Genomic DNA, 16,342 nt, shown 5'->3' with positions numbered 1-16,342 from the left:
GATCCGGTCGTCCCGTCGTTTGGCTTGCCTTGGGTTTCGGCCCCATGGCAGTCCGGGTCAAGGGCCTGGACCGGGGCGGATTGTCAGGGGGCACCGTTCACCGACGGTTGCATCACGGCTTGTCGTTGCCTCCCCGCAGGCCGAGTTCCTGGGCGAGGATGTCGAGCTTCTCCATGGCGCGGGCATCGGGGCTGAGGGCCATGCGCCCGCGATCCAGGGCATGGCTCGCCTGCTGGCGCTCGCCCAATACGCTGTACGAACGGACGAGACGCAGCCAGTCGTCCACCGTACCGCCCTTCGACGCCAGGCGCCGGTCGAGGCCGGCGACCATGCCGCGGATGGCGGCGTCGCGCTCGGGCGCCGGCATCGCCTTCACGGCGGCCACGGCCGCATCCGTCCCGGCCCGCTCGGCCGCGTCCGCGGCGTTGGCCGGGGGTGCCGCAGGGACGGGCGCCGCGGCGAGCTTGAACTCGCGTGCGAGTTCGTCGAGCCGGCTCGTCGCCTCCGCATCGTTCCCGAGCGCGGCCCGGGCCCGGTCGAGGGCCGCCTTCATCTTCTCGCGATCGCCGAGCACGCCGTAGGAGCGCACGAGGCGGACCCATTCGTCGGCGCTTCCGCCCTTGTCCGACAGGCGCTGGTCGAGACCCTCCACCATGCCGCGGATCGCGGCATCGCGGCCGGCCGCCGGCATCGCCTGCAGCGCGGCCGCAGGTCCAGCCCCACCCGGCTTGGTCTCACCTGGTCCGGTCTGAGACGCTTCGGTGCCGGATGCGTCGGGCCTGGCCGTTCCGGGCGTCTCGCCCCTGAGGCGGGTCAGGGTCTCCTGCACCAGCGGCAGCCAGGGCGCATCGGCGGGAGCGCCGTCCACCAGGGCGGTGAGCCGCTGGATCGCGCCGGGGATGTCGCCGTCGAGTTCCGCGGCGCGCGCGAGGTAGAAGCGCGGCTTTGCGACGTTCGCATCGAGGCTCGCGGCGCGTTCGAAGATCTCCTTCGCGCGGGGCGTCACGGTCCCGTTGGCGCCGGCGACCAGAGCCTCGCCCCAATCGGAGAGCCGCTGCGGCGTCTCGCCGAGGATTCGGGTCGCCGCCTCGTAGGCATGCGCCGCATCGTCGAAGCGCCCGAGACGGACATAGACCGGCGCGAGGACCGACCAGCCGCGGCCGTCGCTCGGATCGCTGGCGAGACGCGCCTCGATCTGGCCGATGGCCTTGAGCATGTCCTGTCCGCCGGACTGGGCCGCCTGCCGGTCGGCCGCCGTCTGGGACGGCATGTGCGGCGAGCCGTAGAGGCCGTAGGCGATGAGCGCCACGAGGGGGATCGTCGAGAGCGCGAAGGCCGATGCCGCACGGCGCTGGCGCAGGGCGGGTTCGGCCATGCCGTCGGCGGCGGTCTCGGGGCGCTCGCGGCTGGCGCGGAGGAGACGGCGTGCCGCCTCGGTACGGGCGGCCTCCGCCTCGCCGGGCGCGATCAGCCCGCGGGCGAGGTCACGCTCGATCTCGCGGACCTGATCCTCGTAGAATCCGGTCTCGGTGGCGAGCGCTCCGGCCTGCGGCCGAGGGACGGCCTCAGCCCGCCGTGCCTTGGACCAGGGCGACATCGGCCAGAGCAGGGCCAGCACGGTACCCCCCGTCATCGCCGCCAGAATGAACCAGATCGCCGTCATCTTACCCCAGACCCACATCACAGCATGTAAGCGCCGGACGGGCCTGAGCGCAGGGACCGGTCCGGCGACACGGTGTCACGCGAACCTGTGCGGTTTCGGACGGGAACGAACGCCCCCGGCTTCGACGCGTCGTCGTCTGAAGCACCATTCGGAGCATTTCGCAAAGGGCGGCACGGGGCCGCCACCGCCGCGAGACTCATCCGGCGCTGGCATTCGGCGCGTCTCCGGGCACCTCGATCACGGCCCTGACGCCCCCGAGATGGGCCTCTTCCAGGCGGAACCGGCCGCGATAGAGGGCCGCGAGATCGGCGACGATGGAGAGGCCGAGGCCCGAGCCGGGCTTGGTCTCGTCCAGGCGACGACCGCGGCCGAGCACCGCGGCGCGATCCTCCGGCAGCAGGCCCGGCCCGTCATCCTCGATGGAGACCAGAAGGTGGGGATAATGGTGCTCGCTCACCGTTTCCGCGCGGATCGCCACGCGGCTGCGGGCCCATTTCGAGGCGTTGTCCACGAGGTTGCCGATCATCTCCTCGAAATCCTGGCGCTCGCCGCGGAAGCGCAGGCCCGCCGGCACATGGACTTCGTAGGCGATGTCCTTGTCGCGGTAGATCTTGCCGAAGGTGCGCACCAGGCCGGCGAGCGCCGGCTCGACCTCGGTGGAGGTCCCGAGCGTGCCGGCCAGCGCCGCCGCCCGCGCCCGGTCGAGGTGGTAATTGACCTGGTCGCGCATCACCGCCGCCTGCTCGCGGATCTTCGCGGCGAGGTCGTCCGGCGCGTCGCTGGCGCCGACCTCGTTGACGATGATCGACAGCGGCGTCTTCAGGGCATGGGCGAGGTTGCCGACCTGCGTCCGCGCGCGCTCCAGGATCTCGCGGTTGGTCTCGATCAGGAGGTTCACCTCGCCGGCGAGCGGCGCGATGTCGCGCGGATACTCGCCGTCGATGCGGTCGGCCTCGCCCCGGCGGATCGCGCCGAGCGCCGTGCGGAGCTTGGCCAGGGGCGCGAGGCCGAAGCGGATCTGGAGCAGCGTCGTCAGCGCCAGGAACAGGCCGAGCAGGCCGAACGTCACCATCAGCGAGAAGCGGAAGCGGCCGACATCGTTCTCGATCTCGTCGGCCGGGCCGGCGACGCGCACGGTGTAGCGCCCCTCCTCGCCGAGATCGACGTCGCGCTCGATGATGCGCAGGGGGCGGTCGTCCTGGGCCTTGCCGTAGCCCTGGCGGATCTGGCCGATCCCGGCATTGGTGTCCGGGGTACCCGCCGGCTTCAGCGGCACGCCGACGAGGGAGCGCGAGGTGCGGAGATCCCGCGGGCGCGCATCCGGCCGCCCCACCTGCCAGTACCAGCCCGAGAGCGGCAGGTCGAAGCGCGGATCGCTGAGGTTGAAGGAGCGGCTCTCGGGGTCGTTCGGCGAGACGAGGTCGGTGGCGAGGTTGTTGGCGTAGACCAGGAGCCGGCTGTCGAAGGACCGCTCGGTGTTCTCGCGGTAGAGCGTGGTGAGGATCCAGGCCGCGATCAGCAGGATCGCCGCACTGGCGAGCAGAGCGGAGCCCGCCAGCCGCACGGCGATGGAGCGGCGCCGGAACGGCAGCCAGGCGGGGAAGGCGGTCATATGGGGCTATTCCGGGATATTCGAGAGAAGCCGACAACGCGAGCTCCGTAAAGCACAGAGGTGGTGTAGACGGCCTATCAATATTATGTACACGTCTCGTGGAAGGAGAACGGACCATGGCTCTTCATATTCGCGACGAGGAAGCGGATCGCCTCGTGCGGCGTCTCGCCGAGCGCAAGCACATTTCTCTGACGGAAGCCATCAAGCTCGGCGTGGGCAACGAGCTCAAGCGCGAGGACGAAAAGCTCTCCCTGTGGGACCGTATCCGTCCGATCAGGGAACGCATCGCGTCTCGGTCTGATACCGGCCTCAAGGCAGATAAGGCCTTCTATGACGAGATGAGCGGCGATATCTGATGTTTGTCGATGCCTCGGCAATCGTCGCCATCCTGACGGGAGAATCCGATGCGTCGCATCTGAGCATCTGCATCGAGGGCGCGACGACATTGATCACGTCGCCCATCGCCGTCTACGAATCGGTGCTGGGAATCGCACGAACCAAGCAGGGCGGTATCCGTGAAGCTCGGATCGACGTGCAGATGTTCCTCGATGCCGTCCCGATCCGCGTCGTTGATGTAACGGCTCTCGATGCGTCTATCGCTCTCGATGCGTTCGACACATACGGAAAGGGACGAGGGCATCCCGCGCAGCTCAATATGGGCGATTGCTTCGCCTATGCGGTCGCCAAGAACAATGGCGTCCCACTCCTCTTCAAGGGCCAAGACTTCATTCACACGGATATCGCGCAAGCCTCGCCCTGAATACTTGCTGGAGGCCTACACCCGCGAAGGCGGCTGGTTGGGGTCGACGAGGTAGCCGAGGCCGCGCACGGTCTGGATCAGGTCCACCGCGAGCTTCTTTCTGAGGCGCCCGACGAAGACCTCGATCGTGTTGGAATCCCTGTCGAAATCCTGGTCGTAGAGGTGTTCGGTCAGTTCGGCCCGCGAGACCACGCGGCCGGTATGGTGCATCAGATAGGCGAGCAGCCTGTATTCGTGGCTCGTGAGCTTGATCGGGTTGCCGTCGACATAGACGCGGCCCGAGCGGGTATCGAGCACGACCGGCCCGCAGGAGATCTGGCTGGTGGCGTGCCCGGTGGCCCGGCGCAGGAGCGCGCGGACGCGGGCCATCAGCTCCTCCATGTGGAACGGCTTGGTCACGTAATCGTCGGCCCCGGCATCGAAGCCGTCGACCTTGTCCGACCAGCGGTCGCGGGCGGTGAGGATGATGACCGGCGTCTTGATGCCGGCGCGGCGCCATTTCTGCAGCACGGTGACGCCGTCGGCCTTCGGCAGGCCCATATCGAGGATGATCGCGTCGTAGGGCTCGCTCTCGCCGAGATAGGCGCCCTCCTCGCCGTCGAAGGCCTTGTCGGCGACGTAGCCGGCCTCCTCGAGCGCGTTCACCACTTGCCGGTTGATGTCCCGGTCATCCTCGACGACGAGCAGACGCACTGCGATTCACTCCCAAGATGAGGCGGCTGTGAGGCCCCCGTCGCGGAGACGGATGAGGTCCGCCGCCCTCACTGACCGATGACCCGCCCGGTGGTGGCATCCACCAGCACGTGGACGAACTGTCCGTCCCGGCGCAAGGCCGTCAGAAGATAGGCGAGCCCGTCCTCGTGCCGGCACAGCCTGGCCCGCTGGATCTCGGCCCGCGGGATCACGGTCCGCGCCGCGCGGATCGCGGCCACCGGCTCGATCACCCGCTTGTCCGCCACGGCCTCGCGCAGGTCGGCGGGGCTGAGGCAGCTCTCGCTCGGCGGAACCGGGTGGATCGGCGCCGCGATCTCGGCCGTCGCCTTCTCCTCCGCCAGCGTGCGAATCGGCCCCGTCGCGAAGGCCGCGACGGTCAGGCCGATGAACAGCAGGGCGAGGAGGATGCGCATGGGTGACGTCAATGGTCTCCGGGCACTGAATGCGCCCTGAATGCGGGGTCGGTCGGGGCTCGACCGCGGAGGATCGGATGGTGGAGCGAAACGCTGCGAGCGAGCAAGCCGAACCGGGACCGTCCGGTTCCCGACACTCGGCGTCACGAGCCGCCGGCGCCGTGCGAGGCCGGGCGCTGCAGGGTCGCCCGCAACGCCATCCCGAGGAGATGCTGGCGGGCGATATGGTCGAGGGCCGCCTGACGCAGGTCGGTCATCGAGCGCTCGAACCCGGTCTCGGCGGCCTGGAGGCGGCCGCAGGCGGCGCGCAGCCGGGAGGAGGGGTGGAACAGGCGGGCGAGGCGCGTCATCGGACCGGTTCTCCGGAAGGGCGTGGCGTGGGACGTCATCGACCCTCGTGGCGAGGCTCGGACAGGCGGCGCAGGATCTCGTCGAACTTCTCCCGCGCCCGCTCGTCGCTGCGGTCGACGCCGTGGGCGATCTCGCTCGCCAGGCGGGAGAGGTCTTCGAGCACCCGGGTCCGGCTCTCGATGGCGAGCGCCACGGCGGAATTGGCCTGGGACGCCCGCTCCAAGGCCGTGGCATTGACACCGGCATCACCGATCCGGGCTTCCTGAGCCCGCACGGTCTCCCGGTAGAGGTGCAGGCAGGCGAAGCCGAGCAGGACGGCCACGATCCAGCCCGCACCGGCCTCCGAGAACAGGAGGCGGGCGGCTTCGAGGGCGATCCTGTCCATGGGACACCTTTCCCTTCCGCTGCCCGCGAAGCCCCGTTCAGGCCGGCGATCCGAGCTCGCGCCCCGCCTGCAGGGCGTCGAGGGCGAGCGCCAGGGTGTTGCCGGCGGTGGCCTCCGCGTCGAGGGGCAGGCTGCGGAAGACCTTCTCCGCGAGCCCCTCCGTGCCGCCCGCGGCCGCGATCAGCCAGGAGGGTGCCTGGTCGAGCGCCCGCTGGACGGCGCGGGCGATCACCACCGATCCCACCGGCACCGACAGAACCCGCCCCCGCACCGCCCCGGCCACGGCATTGATCGCGTAATCGCCGACATTGCGCACGAGGCGTTCGACGAGGGCGGTCGTGACCAGGACGCGAAGGGGCCCGGCGATCCGTGCGATGGCGGCCGTCGCCGCCGTGATCGCCAGGGGGACCAGGAAGGCGGTGACCGATTGGGCCACCGCGATCACCGCGTCGCCCCAGGGAAGGAGGATCGCCGATTCGGCAGGCGCCACCAGGGGCGAGGCCAGGCAGGGCGAGGCGGCGCAGGAGGCGAGGAGCGCGGCAGGGAACGTGGCAAGCGACCTGGCAAGCGACCTGGCAAGGGACCTGGCAAGGCCGCCGAGGACGAGGCTCGTGCGTGTCATGGCAATCTCCGGGATGAAGCAGGGGGAAGGATCGCGCCGCCCGCTCAGGCGGCGAGGCCGAGGAGCCTGCGGAACGAGGCCTTGAGACGCGCCCAGGCACCGGCGGGCGGAGACGCCGCGTTGCGCCGCGACGGCGCGGGGCGGGTCGAGGGCGTGCGGGGAGTCGAGGACGTGCGGGGAAGGGGGCGGCGGTCGGACGCCACGGCCGGGCCCGGCACGCTTCCCGGCTGGCTCACCTGAGTCTCGATCTGACCGGACGGTGGCGCTGCCGCCGGGCGCGAGACCGGCGCGGGATCGGTGGAGCGGGCTCGCGGCAGAGCCTCTCCGTAGGGTGTCCGGAACTGGTCGTACTCGGCCCTCCGGCGCGGGATCAGGGCGGCGGGCCGGTTCCACAGCAGGATCGCTTTGGCGGCGCCCGCGCGGTCCCCCGCTTTCAGGCGCCGCACCACCGTCGAGCGGCGGAAGGCGCCCTCGCCGATGTTGAAGCAGAGAGAGACCAGGGCATCGAAGGCATGGTCGGGCAGGCCGGCCGGCACCACCTCCCCGACGCTGCGGACGAAGCGCCCCACGTCGCGGGCGAAGACGGCGTCGCATTCCTGCGCCGTCAGCCGCAGGCCCGGCGTCACGACGGGCGGCCCCGCGGCGCTGGTATGACCGACACCGATGGTCCAGATGCCGACGGAATCGCGGTAGGCGTCGAGGCGCCGTCCCTCGCGGGCGACGAGCACGGCACTGCCGATGGCGCTGAGATCCATGGTTCACTCCGGGGAATGGGGGGTCGGACGGGATGGGCGGCCGCGCGAGGTCGGGTGAAATCCCGAAGGGTCAGGGCGTCGCGAGGCCCCAGAACGCGCTGTCGGCGGCGAGGATTCCGCCTGCCGCGCCGGTGAAATGGGCGAAGACCTCCACCGTATCGCCGGCATTCAGGGCGAGGGTCCCGGTGAGGGACAGGGTCGAGACGCCGTCGACGAGGTTGGTCACCGCCGCGCGATGGCGCGGTGCCGCCGCACCGTTGCGGTAGAAGCGCGCCTGAAGGGCGGTGGGCGACGCGCCTCCGCTCTTTCGGAAGGCGAGACCGGCGCCGAACGTGTAGGTGCCGGCCTCCGCCGCGACGAACCGGCTCGTCGCGGTCACGAACGCGCCTTGATCGTTCACCTCGGCGGTATTGAACGCCACCTTGGTCCAGGCGGCGGCGGGGATCGTCGCATCCGCGCTCATCGAGGCGGAGAAACGCGGCAGGTTCGTGAGGCGGGACCAGCGCGTCCCCTGATAGCCCTTGAAGGCGGCGGCCGTGCCATCGAACACGATCTGCCCGGGCGCTAGCCCCAAATCGGGCGTGCCGGCGCGGGCGACGAGTTCGAGAGCGCCGTTTCCCCTGAACTTGACCACCGAGCGACGCGTCACCGTGCCGATCTCCGTCGTCTGGAAATCCACGAGCGTGCCCTGCGCGGTGGCGGTGAAATCCTCCTCGGCGACGCCGTTGAAGGTGACCGCGTTGCCCGAAAATCCCCCTGTCGCCAGGCAGCCACGGCCGAAGAACCCGAAGAACCGGTCTCCGGCGAGAATGCCGGTGGGGGCGGCCGGGGTGCCGCGAGCGATCCGTGCCGTGATGTTGACCACGGCGGACGAGGAGCCGCTGTAATTCTCCAGCTGGAGCAGCGCGCCGGTCATCGAGCCCGACACGAAGATCGGGGCGACAGGAAGCGGACCGCCGGGCGCGGCGGCCGAGCCGAACCCGACATAGCCGTTGTTCGGCAGGACCCTCCAGGCATGGGCCCAGCCGGTGCCGTCGGCCGAGACCTTGGCCGTCAGGCTGTCGTCGCCGAGGAGGCCGATCTCGGCGCGGGCCGAGAACCCCGTCTGCAGGAGCAGCGACAGGACGTTTTCCGTGGCCGCCTTGTTCAGGGCCAATCGCAGGTCGCCGCTGCCGCCCTCGCTCGTGCCGCGCGCGGTCCAGAGCGCCGTGTTGAGCTTGGCCGCGAACGGATTCTCCGCATCCGCCCCCGTCCCGAGGCCGAGGAGGCCGAGATCCTGCAGCGTCGAGAGGGTCCGGGAGAGGGTGCTCCAGGCGGTGCCGTCGAAACGGTAGAAGGCGTCCTCGTCCGCCAGATAGGCGATCCACCCGGCCTTCGGCGCGATCCCGTCCCAGACCCCGTCATGGAAATGGACGATGCGCCCGGCGAGGCCCGTCCAGGCGCCGGTGGGCGACGCGTCGGCGATCAGGTAGCGCGCTCCCTCGACGGGGGAGGGCGGAGGGGCCGTGAGGTCCTTGTCGAGGCAGGCGAGCTGCACGATCGTATCGAGGACCGCCAGGGCCTCGTTGTGGGTGACGTGTTTTCCCGCCTGCGCCGCCGCGATCAGCGGCAGGGCGAGGTTGGCTGTCGTCTCGGACATGGCGGAAGCTCCGGGTCTCGGGTCTCGGGTCTCGGGTCTCGGGTCGTTCAGGCGAAGCGGACGGGCAGGATGGTGCGTCGGCTCGGACCTCGACCGGCGACGGTCCCGACCTGGGCGACGCTCACCTCGATGAGGGTCCGCCGCGTGCCGAAATCGGCGGCCTCGTCGTCGGCGGCGTAGAGGAGGGCCGGCTCGCTCGTCCGGACGCTGCGCAGGATCGCGCCGCCCGGCCCGTGGATCTCGACGAGGTAGGTCTCGCCGGCCTCGTCCTGCGGGATGTCCGCCGCCTCCCAGCCATCCGCGTCCCGCCTCGCCCGGCGGAGCCAGGACAGTCTGATCCCGCCGGCCTCGCGCCGCGCGGCCAGATGCACGGGTGACAGCGGCAGGAGCGGCAGGAGGCCGGCACTCGCCTGCAGTTCCAGGTAGCTCTGATCGCCAGGATCGCGGGCGGCCGGCCCGATCCTGTAGCGGAAGGGCCGGCCGGCCTCGTCGAGCCGGTCCACCAGGGGCACGACCGCCCCGTCGTCGAGACGCACGACGAGGCAGCCGGCCGGATTCTCGCGCGCGGCGAGATCTTCGCTCCCCATGAGGCCGCGCAGCAGCCGGCCGAGGCGATAGGTGCCGGGGCCGATCAGTTCGGCGCTCGCCGCGCCGATGATCTCGACCGCGCCATCCGCATCCCGGAGGGCGAACAGGTTGCCGCCGGCGAGCACGGCGCTCTCCTCGATGGAGGACAGGGCGCCGGCATGGCGCAGGCGCACGTCGAGCCGGGTCCCCCGGTCGAAGCGCCAGAGCGGCCCGGGCGGCAGGAGGCCGAGGGTCTCGCCGAGACAGGCGGGATAATCGACGATGCGGTGCAGGCCGAGGGGGCCGTCCGTGCCGGCCGAGCGCCAGATCGCCGCCTCGCCGGGCCAGGGATCGGCCGAGACGGCGAGGTATTGCAGGATCGTCGGGCTGCCCCTGTCGACGGGCAGGTCGAGGACGCAGGCGAAGGGCCGCCCGGCCATGGAGGGCGGCGGCCTGTATCCCCTGTCGTCGCGGCCGCGAGAGGCGCCCGGCCGGGAACCGTGGACCGGGACGGCGCGCGTTTCGACGCGCCGGCCGCCGGCGCTGTCGGCGATGCGCACGATCCGATGGGGCTGCCGGGCGCCGGGCAGGGACAGGAGGTCGCCGGGCGAGAGGTCGATCCGGCGCGGGCTCAACCGGAAGGTGGCGCTGTCGCGTCCGGCGATCGCGCTGTCGAGGAGCGCTTCGGCGAGGGACTCCGCGCTCTCCCTGCGGGTCACGATGGGGGCGTCGGCACGGCTCTCGCGCCGCCTCAGGCCGGTGGGGCGGATCGCCGATGCGGTGGCGGTCCGGTAATCGGCGCTCTCGCCGTCGCAGAAGGCGAGGGTGAGCGCGCGCGGCAACTCGGATTCCTCGGCGCGGACGAGGCTCAGCGGCGCTTGGCTCCGCTCGGCGAGCACGAGATCGCCGGACGCGAGGGCGACCGGGTTCTCGCGGCGGGGGCCGAGGATATCGAGCCTGCCGCCCACGGCCGAGACGTCGAGCCCGTAGACCTGGGCGAGGGGCTCGAGAGCCGCGCGCGCGGACATCGGCCGGTCGATGACGTAGCCGTCGAGCCAGGCATCGGCGATGATCCGGGCGGGCGCGGCGATGCCGAGATCGGCCAGGATCGCCCGGATCAGCCGGTCGAGCTCCAGGCCCTCGATCCGTCCTGTGATCCAATGACCCAGGGACCAGTTCTCGGCATCGGCCCAGACGGTGTCGAAATCCGGGAAGGCCGGGAAGGGCCGCGCGTCCCAGCACCACACGAAGATCGAGGACGGGGCCACCATCGGGCCGCCATAGAGGGGCGAGACCGGGTTATGAGCCGGCTCGTGACCGGGCAGGGCGTTATCGAAGCGGGTGAGGATGGCGGTGAGGCCGCGCGCCTGGATCAGATCATCGCGAAAATTGCCGGAGAAGGGCGGGGCCGCGTTCTCCGAGGATTTCGGGTCGGGGAACACGTTCGGCCCGTTGGTTCCCCGGTCCACGGCCGGGACGCCGATCTCGGTGAGCCAGATCGGCTTCGATCGGGGAATCCACGCCGTCGTGCCGGTCTCGATCCCGTCGTCGCGCTCCCGATGCGGGTTCGACCACCACGAGACGAGGTCCTTGGCCCGGTAGATCCAGGGCTTGGCCGCGGCGCCGTCGGTGATGGGGGTTCGCACCTGCGCCCGCCGTTCGGCGTCGCCGGCATAGTACCAGTCGAACGCCTCACCGGCGCCGAGGCGGCGTTTCAGATAGGCCGTGTCGTAGAGGCTGTCGGTCTCGGCGAGGTCGGCATGGCTCGCGCCGTCGCGCCAGTCGCTGATCGGCGGGTAGTAATCGATGCCGACCGCCGCGATGGCCGGATCGGCGAACAGCGCGTCGAGGGGAAACCGCACGGTCGCGCCGCCGTCGCGGACATGGGCGCCGTACTCGGTCCAGTCGGCCGCGTAGACCAGGGCCACGCCGGCCCCGAGGCGGGCGCGCACCTCCTGCGCCAGGGATCGGAACGCCTCCACCGCCGGATAGCGCCCGTCCCCGCCCCGCACGCGGGTGAGGCTCGGGAACTCGCTGCCGATGATGAAGCCGGAGAGCGGATGTCCCTCGGCCGCCCATCCGGCGGCGAGGTCGGCGTAATGCAGGAGGAAGCGGCGGTAGCCGTCAGGGCCCTCGAAGAAGGCCGCGATCTGCGCAGCCGCGGCGGCGGTTCCGTCCGGGCTGCCCGGCTGGCCGGGGGCCGGCATGCAGGTGATGCGTCCGCGCCAGGGATAGGGCGGCTGGCGGCTGGCGCCCGCATCGCGCGGATCGGGCAGGGTGTTGCCGGCGGGCACGTCCATCATCACGAACGGATAGAGCACGACCTCGAGACCGCGCCGGCGCAGCTCGGCGACGAGGCGGCCGAGCCCCGTATCGGAGGGCGTGCCGCCATAGGCGGCGCCCCCGGCCGGCGCCGTCGAGACCGTCTCCACCCGATCGCGGGTCAATCCGGCGACGCTCCAGGTATCGCCGAGGGTCGTCTTCTTCGGCTGGTCGACCTTGGGGGTGACCGTGCACTGGCCGGCGCGCAGGTCGCTGCCGAACCAGCTCGCCACCACCGACACGCGGGTGAGGCGCGGGCACAGGGCCTGGAGGGCGTCGAGGGAGGCGGTGACGTCGCTCGCACCCTGGAACTGGAACCGGTTGGCCGCCCGCGTGGTCCCGAACCCCGCATCCTCGGTGACGGTGCGGGGATCGAGGCCGAACTCGGTGGAGCCGGGGATGAGGCAGACCGCACGGATCATGCCCGCGAGCCCCTCCACGGGGCGGATCACCTCGAAGGCGAGCTGCGGCACCCGGTTGCCGAAATCGGCCAGCGCCAGACGCTCGAACACCACGTAGGCGAGGCCGCGATAGGCCGGTGCCCTGTCCGCTCCCTCCTTGGCGACGATCAGCGGATCGGGCGCCTGGTCGGCGCCGCCCCGGTGCAGGCGAACGTTCAGGGTGGTGAGGTCGATCTCGCGCCCATCCGCCCAGACCCGGCGGATATGCGCCACCTCGCCCGCGCACAGGCCCACCGCGAGATCGACGAAATAGGCATAGGTCGTGGTCACGGTCTTCTGACCGGAGCCGCCCTTGCCCCCGGACGCGGCGCGCTGGACGCTGGTATTGGCCACTTCCAGGGGGCGCGTCGCCCAGATCAGCGTGCCGCCGACCCTGGCGCGGCCATAGACCCGCTTGATCGGCTCGCCCTCGGTGGAGGCGAGCCCGGCGATGTCGGTGAGGCGCGGGCCTTCGACGAAGCGCGGCCCGGCGCGCGAACCGAACAGGGCGCTGTCGATCGCCCCGCCGGCCATGGCGCCGAGCGTGCTGAGCACGGCCCCGCCGATGGGGCCGCCGAGCGCGGTCCCGAGAGCCGCCCCGGCCGTCTGCAGGATGAGCGTGGCCATGCGGAAGGGCTCCGAGAGGGAGGGGGATGTTTCTTCGAGGCGAGGATGGCGCGAGGCGGACCGTGCCGCGGGCTTGAGAGTTCGTATCCGACTGGATACAAGTTCGTATGCCGACGATCCTGCTTTCGGACCGATTCAAGGTTTGGCTGAAGGGCCTGCGCGACGAGCGCGCGAAGGCCCGAATTGCTGCCCGCCTACGATCGGCGAGCTATGACAATTTTGGAGATACCAGGTCTGTCGGGAGCGGTGTCTTCGAGATGCGCATCCATTACGGTCCGGGCTACCGGATCTATTATGCGCGCCGAGGCGAGACCGTTTACCTGCTGCTTAAAGGCGGCGACAAGGCGAGCCAGTCTCGGGATATTCAAGACGCCATCACAATGCTCTCCATGCTTGATCGGAGCACGCCATGACGGAGTTCACGCCCTTCGATGCTTCGGAGTATCTCGGCACCGACGAGGCGATCGCCGAGTATCTCGCCGCCGCCCTCGAAGATCCGGATCCTCAAGTGTTTCTGGCGGCTCTCGGCGATGTGGCCAAGGCGCGGGGCATGACGCAGATCGCCAAGGATTCCGGGCTTGGCCGGGAGAGTCTCTACAAGGCGTTCTCGCCCGGCTCGAAGCTCCGCTACGAGACCGTCCGCAAGGTCATGGATGGGCTCGGCGTGAAGCTCACGGTCCTGCCGCACTCCTGAACCGGGACATCCGGAAACCGGAACACATGCACCATGTGCCGGCGCCACCACCGCGTCACGGCGACCTCCGTCACCGCCGCGCCGTCATGGGCGTGGATCATCGTCCCGCCGCCGCAGGCGATGGCGCAATGCTTTGCCGGCAAATGCAGGCGGAAGGCGAACAGCAGGACCTCGCCCGCCGCCGGCTCGTAGATCTCCGAAAGAGCCGGCATGGCGACGAGGTGGCGCCGGGCCGCTTCCGCCATCGGGTCGGCGCCATGGGCCGCCGATTCCGCCCAGGACGCCGAATAGGGCGGAGCGGTTTCGGGCTCAGGCCCCAGGAACTCGCGCCAGACCCCGCGCACGAGGCCGAGACAGTCGCAGCCGACGCCCTTGAGCGAGGCCTGATGCCGGTAGGGCGTGCCGATCCAGCCCCGCGCCTCGGCGACGATGTGCTGCAAATCCAGCATCGCGACCTCCTTTGGTCGGCTCAACGGAACAGGCTGCCGCCGTCGAGGGGCGCACCCGAGCCGCCGATGCTGCGGATGACGAAGTCGTTGCCCGGCATGTGCGGGAAGCCCTGGAAGTTGGGGGCGTTGGCGAAGGTGCCGGCGCAGGTGGAGAAGCGCTTGTCGCAGCCCGCCTTCAGGCCGAACGCGTCCCCTGCGGCGATGGCGCGGGGCGGCTCCTGCCAGAGCGCGATCCGGGTGCCGCCGTCGCCCGGCCGCTGGGCCCGGATGTCGTTGGCGAACCCGGCATTGGCCCCTGTAATCCAAGTGAGGCGCCCGCCGGTGAAGGTGCCGTCCGCGAAGGCGCCCGCCAGGGCCGCCAGCATCTCCCCCGGCGCGGTCGGCGCGAGGACGGTCCCGGTGGTGCGGTAGCGCGGATCGGTGAGGTCGACGCGGCAGCGCGCGTCGCCGAGATCGGCATCGCAGGTGGCGCGAAAGGTCCGGCCGCGCTCCTCGTCGAGGTGGTCCATCAATCCGCGCAGCTCCGCGACGAAGGCGCTGCCGGCCCGGCGGACCTCGCCGATCGTGCCGATATCGAGGAGGAGGCGGGTCGCCGGATCGGTCCAGTCGACGAGCCAGGTCTCGACGGTGGCGGCATCGTAGAGCCCGCCCGCCACGTCCTCTTCCGCGATGCCGAGGGAGGTCAGCGCCCCGGCCACCTCGCCGCCGCCCACCGCGAAGCCGAGCTCCGCGCTCGCCTCGGCGGCCTCCAGCCCCGAGCGGGCGGCGAAGCCGATGCCGGAGAAGGTGAGGTCGCGGTCATGGTCGGTGAAGCCGAGGGTGAGGCCGTCGCGCCGGGTCAGCGACCAGCAATGGCACAGGGTGGTGGACCCGCCGGCGAGATGCGCGGCGAGGGCGGGCGGGATGTCGCGCATGCGTCCAGGCTCCGGTCAGGGTACGATCTCGATGAGGGGCACGGTCGGGATCTCGCCCGCCGTGAAGGCCGAGAGGTCCACGCTGAGGTCGTCGGTATCGAAGCGGACGGGAACGTCGAACCAGAACCCCGCCGTCACCGCCGCCCCGATGGCGGGCGCCACCGCGAGGGTGACGAGGCCGGTAGTGCCGTCGCAGGCGAAGGCCGCGGGCGGAAGCTCCGCACCCGCCACCGCCACGCGTACGGTCTCGGCCACCGGCTTGGCGATGGGCCGGCGGTAGGGCAGCGGCCCGGTGCCGTAGGTCTTGGCCAGCGGAAACACCCGCGTCGTGCCGTCGCCGAGGCCGAGAAGCTGGTCCCCCGGCCCGACAGCCTGGGACGGAGGCCCGGAGCGATGGTCGATCCTGTCGCGGTAGCGAAAGCCGTAGAGGCGCCCGCGCCGCTCCTCGAAGAAGGCGAGCACCGCATGCAGGGCGTCGAGGGTGCGGATGCCGAAACCCGCATCGTAGCGCCGGCGCGAATCCGCCCAGCGGCTGTTGCGGTGCTCGCGCCCGGAGGCGAGCGTCACGATCTCGGTGAGCCGGCTCGGCCCGCCGCTGCCGCGCAGGGCCACGTCGAGGGGAAAGCGGACCTCGTGGAAATCGCCGGCCATCGCGGGCCTCCTTGAATGGTGGTCAGGACGCGCGGCGGCCGCGGGACACGGCCCGGGCGAGGGCGGCGGCCACCTGCGCCTCCGAGCGGCGGAAGCTCTCCGCATCCGGCGTCGCGATGTTCACGGTGACGGAGACCGGCCGCCCCGAGGCACCCCCCGCGACGCCGAGCCGGCCGTCGCTGCCGCGTGCCAGCGGCAGGATCGCCTCCGGCCCGGCCTCGCCCATCAGGCCCGTCCCGTCGCGCATGGGGAAGTAGGTGGGCGCGGCCACCACGCCGCCGCCGGCGAAGGGGCGCACCCGGCCGCCGGAGAACACGCCGCCCTTGGCGAAGGTCGCGCTCGATGCGCCGGAACCGATCAGGCTCCTCACCAGGGAGTCGATCCCGCCCTTCACCGGGTCGAACAGGGCCTTGCCCGCCATGCCGGCGAGCTTGGACACGAGGGAGCTCAGCGCCCCTTCGAGCTGCTTGGCCGCGCCGACATTGCTGGTGAAGGCCTTGCTCAGGCTGTCGCCGAATTTCTGGGCCAGTCGGTCCAGCATGCTCAGCTGACTGGCCCGCGCGGCGGCGGCGCGGTCGATCTCGGTGTCGGCCATGGGGGTCTCCTCGATGATCGGTTCTGCATCCACCCTCCCGAGTCCCCGGACGCCCGGAGCGAAGCGGAGGGCGATCCGGGGTCCATCCGAGGAAGTCGCGAAGCATCCGTGGCACCGCCCGGCACGAGCCGCTTTCGCGGCGCTCGTCGTGCCGGGTCCCGGCTCACCT

At 71.2% G+C, this 16,342-nt stretch carries 18 protein-coding genes; 4 read left to right on the top strand and 14 right to left on the bottom strand.

Translation table 11 applies throughout. The annotated features are described in order from the left end of the window. Positions 1–112: 112 nt before the first annotated feature. Complete coding sequence (ccmI, locus tag ACFQ4G_RS09475) at positions 113–1,663, bottom strand: c-type cytochrome biogenesis protein CcmI (protein ID WP_238206702.1); 1,551 nt, start codon at positions 1,661–1,663, stop codon at positions 113–115. A gap of 196 nt (positions 1,664–1,859) precedes the next feature. Further along, entirely contained in the window at positions 1,860–3,275 is a 1,416-nt protein-coding gene (locus ACFQ4G_RS09470; protein WP_238206700.1) for a sensor histidine kinase, read from the bottom strand. A gap of 116 nt (positions 3,276–3,391) precedes the next feature. Between ACFQ4G_RS09470 and ACFQ4G_RS09465 the strand changes: the two genes are divergently transcribed. Both ACFQ4G_RS09465 and ACFQ4G_RS09460 read left to right on the top strand, forming a co-directional pair. Continuing rightward, positions 3,392–3,631, top strand: coding sequence for a type II toxin-antitoxin system VapB family antitoxin (locus tag ACFQ4G_RS09465; RefSeq protein ID WP_238206698.1), 240 nt, complete (start codon positions 3,392–3,394; stop codon positions 3,629–3,631). Then, positions 3,631–4,035 carry a type II toxin-antitoxin system VapC family toxin gene (locus ACFQ4G_RS09460; RefSeq protein ID WP_238206696.1) on the top strand — a complete coding sequence of 135 codons (405 nt, stop codon included), beginning with the start codon at positions 3,631–3,633 and terminating at the stop codon, positions 4,033–4,035. The genes ACFQ4G_RS09465 and ACFQ4G_RS09460 overlap by 1 nt, the downstream gene beginning before the upstream one ends. A gap of 15 nt (positions 4,036–4,050) precedes the next feature. Here ACFQ4G_RS09460 and ACFQ4G_RS09455 read toward each other — a convergent pair whose 3' ends face one another. From ACFQ4G_RS09455 to ACFQ4G_RS09420, 8 genes are all read right to left on the bottom strand, one after another. Then, on the bottom strand, positions 4,051–4,728 hold the full coding sequence (locus ACFQ4G_RS09455) for a response regulator transcription factor (RefSeq protein WP_238206694.1): 678 nt from the start codon (positions 4,726–4,728) through the stop codon (positions 4,051–4,053). Positions 4,729–4,796: 68 nt separating this feature from the next. Further along, the gene (locus ACFQ4G_RS09450; protein WP_238206783.1) at positions 4,797–5,162 is read right to left on the bottom strand and encodes a PepSY domain-containing protein; all 366 of its coding nucleotides are present in this window, start codon (positions 5,160–5,162) and stop codon (positions 4,797–4,799) included. Positions 5,163–5,305: 143 nt separating this feature from the next. Then, positions 5,306–5,512: a hypothetical protein gene (locus ACFQ4G_RS09445; protein WP_238206692.1), complete on the bottom strand. Its 207-nt coding sequence runs from the start codon at positions 5,510–5,512 to the stop codon at positions 5,306–5,308. 35 nt (positions 5,513–5,547) lie between these two features. After that, entirely contained in the window at positions 5,548–5,898 is a 351-nt protein-coding gene (locus tag ACFQ4G_RS09440; protein ID WP_238206690.1) for a hypothetical protein, read from the bottom strand. A 37-nt stretch (positions 5,899–5,935) separates the two neighbouring features. Next, positions 5,936–6,520 (bottom strand): hypothetical protein, encoded by a 585-nt coding sequence (locus ACFQ4G_RS09435; RefSeq protein WP_238206688.1) that lies wholly within the window; start codon positions 6,518–6,520, stop codon positions 5,936–5,938. Positions 6,521–6,564: 44 nt separating this feature from the next. Beyond that, positions 6,565–7,275, bottom strand: coding sequence for a lysozyme (locus ACFQ4G_RS09430; protein ID WP_238206666.1), 711 nt, complete (start codon positions 7,273–7,275; stop codon positions 6,565–6,567). Positions 7,276–7,345: 70 nt separating this feature from the next. Then, complete coding sequence (locus tag ACFQ4G_RS09425; RefSeq protein ID WP_238206664.1) at positions 7,346–8,914, bottom strand: DUF2793 domain-containing protein; 1,569 nt, start codon at positions 8,912–8,914, stop codon at positions 7,346–7,348. 47 nt (positions 8,915–8,961) lie between these two features. Continuing rightward, entirely contained in the window at positions 8,962–12,870 is a 3,909-nt protein-coding gene (locus tag ACFQ4G_RS09420) for a baseplate multidomain protein megatron (RefSeq protein WP_238206662.1), read from the bottom strand. Positions 12,871–12,977: 107 nt separating this feature from the next. Here ACFQ4G_RS09420 and ACFQ4G_RS09415 point away from each other — a divergent pair, with 107 nt between their 5' ends. Further along, positions 12,978–13,283, top strand: coding sequence for a type II toxin-antitoxin system RelE/ParE family toxin (locus ACFQ4G_RS09415; protein ID WP_238206660.1), 306 nt, complete (start codon positions 12,978–12,980; stop codon positions 13,281–13,283). Then, positions 13,280–13,564, top strand: coding sequence for an addiction module antidote protein (locus ACFQ4G_RS09410; protein WP_238206658.1), 285 nt, complete (start codon positions 13,280–13,282; stop codon positions 13,562–13,564). Before ACFQ4G_RS09415 ends, ACFQ4G_RS09410 begins: the two co-directional genes overlap by 4 nt. Here ACFQ4G_RS09410 and ACFQ4G_RS09405 read toward each other — a convergent pair. From ACFQ4G_RS09405 to ACFQ4G_RS09390, 4 genes are read right to left on the bottom strand one after another with little or no spacing between them, the layout of a single operon-like run. Continuing rightward, complete coding sequence (locus ACFQ4G_RS09405; protein WP_238206656.1) at positions 13,498–14,013, bottom strand: NlpC/P60 family protein; 516 nt, start codon at positions 14,011–14,013, stop codon at positions 13,498–13,500. The genes ACFQ4G_RS09410 and ACFQ4G_RS09405 overlap by 67 nt on opposite strands. Positions 14,014–14,033: 20 nt before the next feature. Next, positions 14,034–14,927 (bottom strand): DUF2163 domain-containing protein, encoded by an 894-nt coding sequence (locus tag ACFQ4G_RS09400; protein WP_238206655.1) that lies wholly within the window; start codon positions 14,925–14,927, stop codon positions 14,034–14,036. A 15-nt stretch (positions 14,928–14,942) separates the two neighbouring features. Continuing rightward, positions 14,943–15,578: a DUF2460 domain-containing protein gene (locus tag ACFQ4G_RS09395; RefSeq protein WP_238206653.1), complete on the bottom strand. Its 636-nt coding sequence runs from the start codon at positions 15,576–15,578 to the stop codon at positions 14,943–14,945. 22 nt (positions 15,579–15,600) lie between these two features. Then, positions 15,601–16,173 (bottom strand): phage tail tape measure protein, encoded by a 573-nt coding sequence (locus ACFQ4G_RS09390; RefSeq protein WP_238206782.1) that lies wholly within the window; start codon positions 16,171–16,173, stop codon positions 15,601–15,603. Positions 16,174–16,342 lie beyond the last annotated feature (169 nt).

This window comes from Methylobacterium marchantiae, from assembly GCF_042679825.1.
GTDB lineage: Bacteria > Pseudomonadota > Alphaproteobacteria > Rhizobiales > Beijerinckiaceae > Methylobacterium > Methylobacterium marchantiae.
This window is presented reverse-complemented; position numbering and strand designations above follow the sequence as displayed.

Coding starts and splice junctions, on each gene's coding strand:
- ACFQ4G_RS09460 (WP_238206696.1), top strand. CDS start 3,631: ATGTTTGTCGATGCCTCGGCAATCGTCGCCATCCTGACGGGAGAATCC.
- ACFQ4G_RS09470 (WP_238206700.1), bottom strand. CDS start 3,275: ATGACCGCCTTCCCCGCCTGGCTGCCGTTCCGGCGCCGCTCCATCGCC.
- ACFQ4G_RS09465 (WP_238206698.1), top strand. CDS start 3,392: ATGGCTCTTCATATTCGCGACGAGGAAGCGGATCGCCTCGTGCGGCGT.
- ACFQ4G_RS09435 (WP_238206688.1), bottom strand. CDS start 6,520: ATGACACGCACGAGCCTCGTCCTCGGCGGCCTTGCCAGGTCCCTTGCC.
- ACFQ4G_RS09405 (WP_238206656.1), bottom strand. CDS start 14,013: ATGCTGGATTTGCAGCACATCGTCGCCGAGGCGCGGGGCTGGATCGGC.
- ACFQ4G_RS09410 (WP_238206658.1), top strand. CDS start 13,280: ATGACGGAGTTCACGCCCTTCGATGCTTCGGAGTATCTCGGCACCGAC.
- ccmI (WP_238206702.1), bottom strand. CDS start 1,663: ATGACGGCGATCTGGTTCATTCTGGCGGCGATGACGGGGGGTACCGTG.
- ACFQ4G_RS09450 (WP_238206783.1), bottom strand. CDS start 5,162: ATGCGCATCCTCCTCGCCCTGCTGTTCATCGGCCTGACCGTCGCGGCC.
- ACFQ4G_RS09440 (WP_238206690.1), bottom strand. CDS start 5,898: ATGGACAGGATCGCCCTCGAAGCCGCCCGCCTCCTGTTCTCGGAGGCC.
- ACFQ4G_RS09425 (WP_238206664.1), bottom strand. CDS start 8,914: ATGTCCGAGACGACAGCCAACCTCGCCCTGCCGCTGATCGCGGCGGCG.
- ACFQ4G_RS09390 (WP_238206782.1), bottom strand. CDS start 16,173: ATGGCCGACACCGAGATCGACCGCGCCGCCGCCGCGCGGGCCAGTCAG.
- ACFQ4G_RS09415 (WP_238206660.1), top strand. CDS start 12,978: ATGCCGACGATCCTGCTTTCGGACCGATTCAAGGTTTGGCTGAAGGGC.
- ACFQ4G_RS09420 (WP_238206662.1), bottom strand. CDS start 12,870: ATGGCCACGCTCATCCTGCAGACGGCCGGGGCGGCTCTCGGGACCGCG.
- ACFQ4G_RS09430 (WP_238206666.1), bottom strand. CDS start 7,275: ATGGATCTCAGCGCCATCGGCAGTGCCGTGCTCGTCGCCCGCGAGGGA.
- ACFQ4G_RS09400 (WP_238206655.1), bottom strand. CDS start 14,927: ATGCGCGACATCCCGCCCGCCCTCGCCGCGCATCTCGCCGGCGGGTCC.
- ACFQ4G_RS09445 (WP_238206692.1), bottom strand. CDS start 5,512: ATGACGCGCCTCGCCCGCCTGTTCCACCCCTCCTCCCGGCTGCGCGCC.
- ACFQ4G_RS09395 (WP_238206653.1), bottom strand. CDS start 15,578: ATGGCCGGCGATTTCCACGAGGTCCGCTTTCCCCTCGACGTGGCCCTG.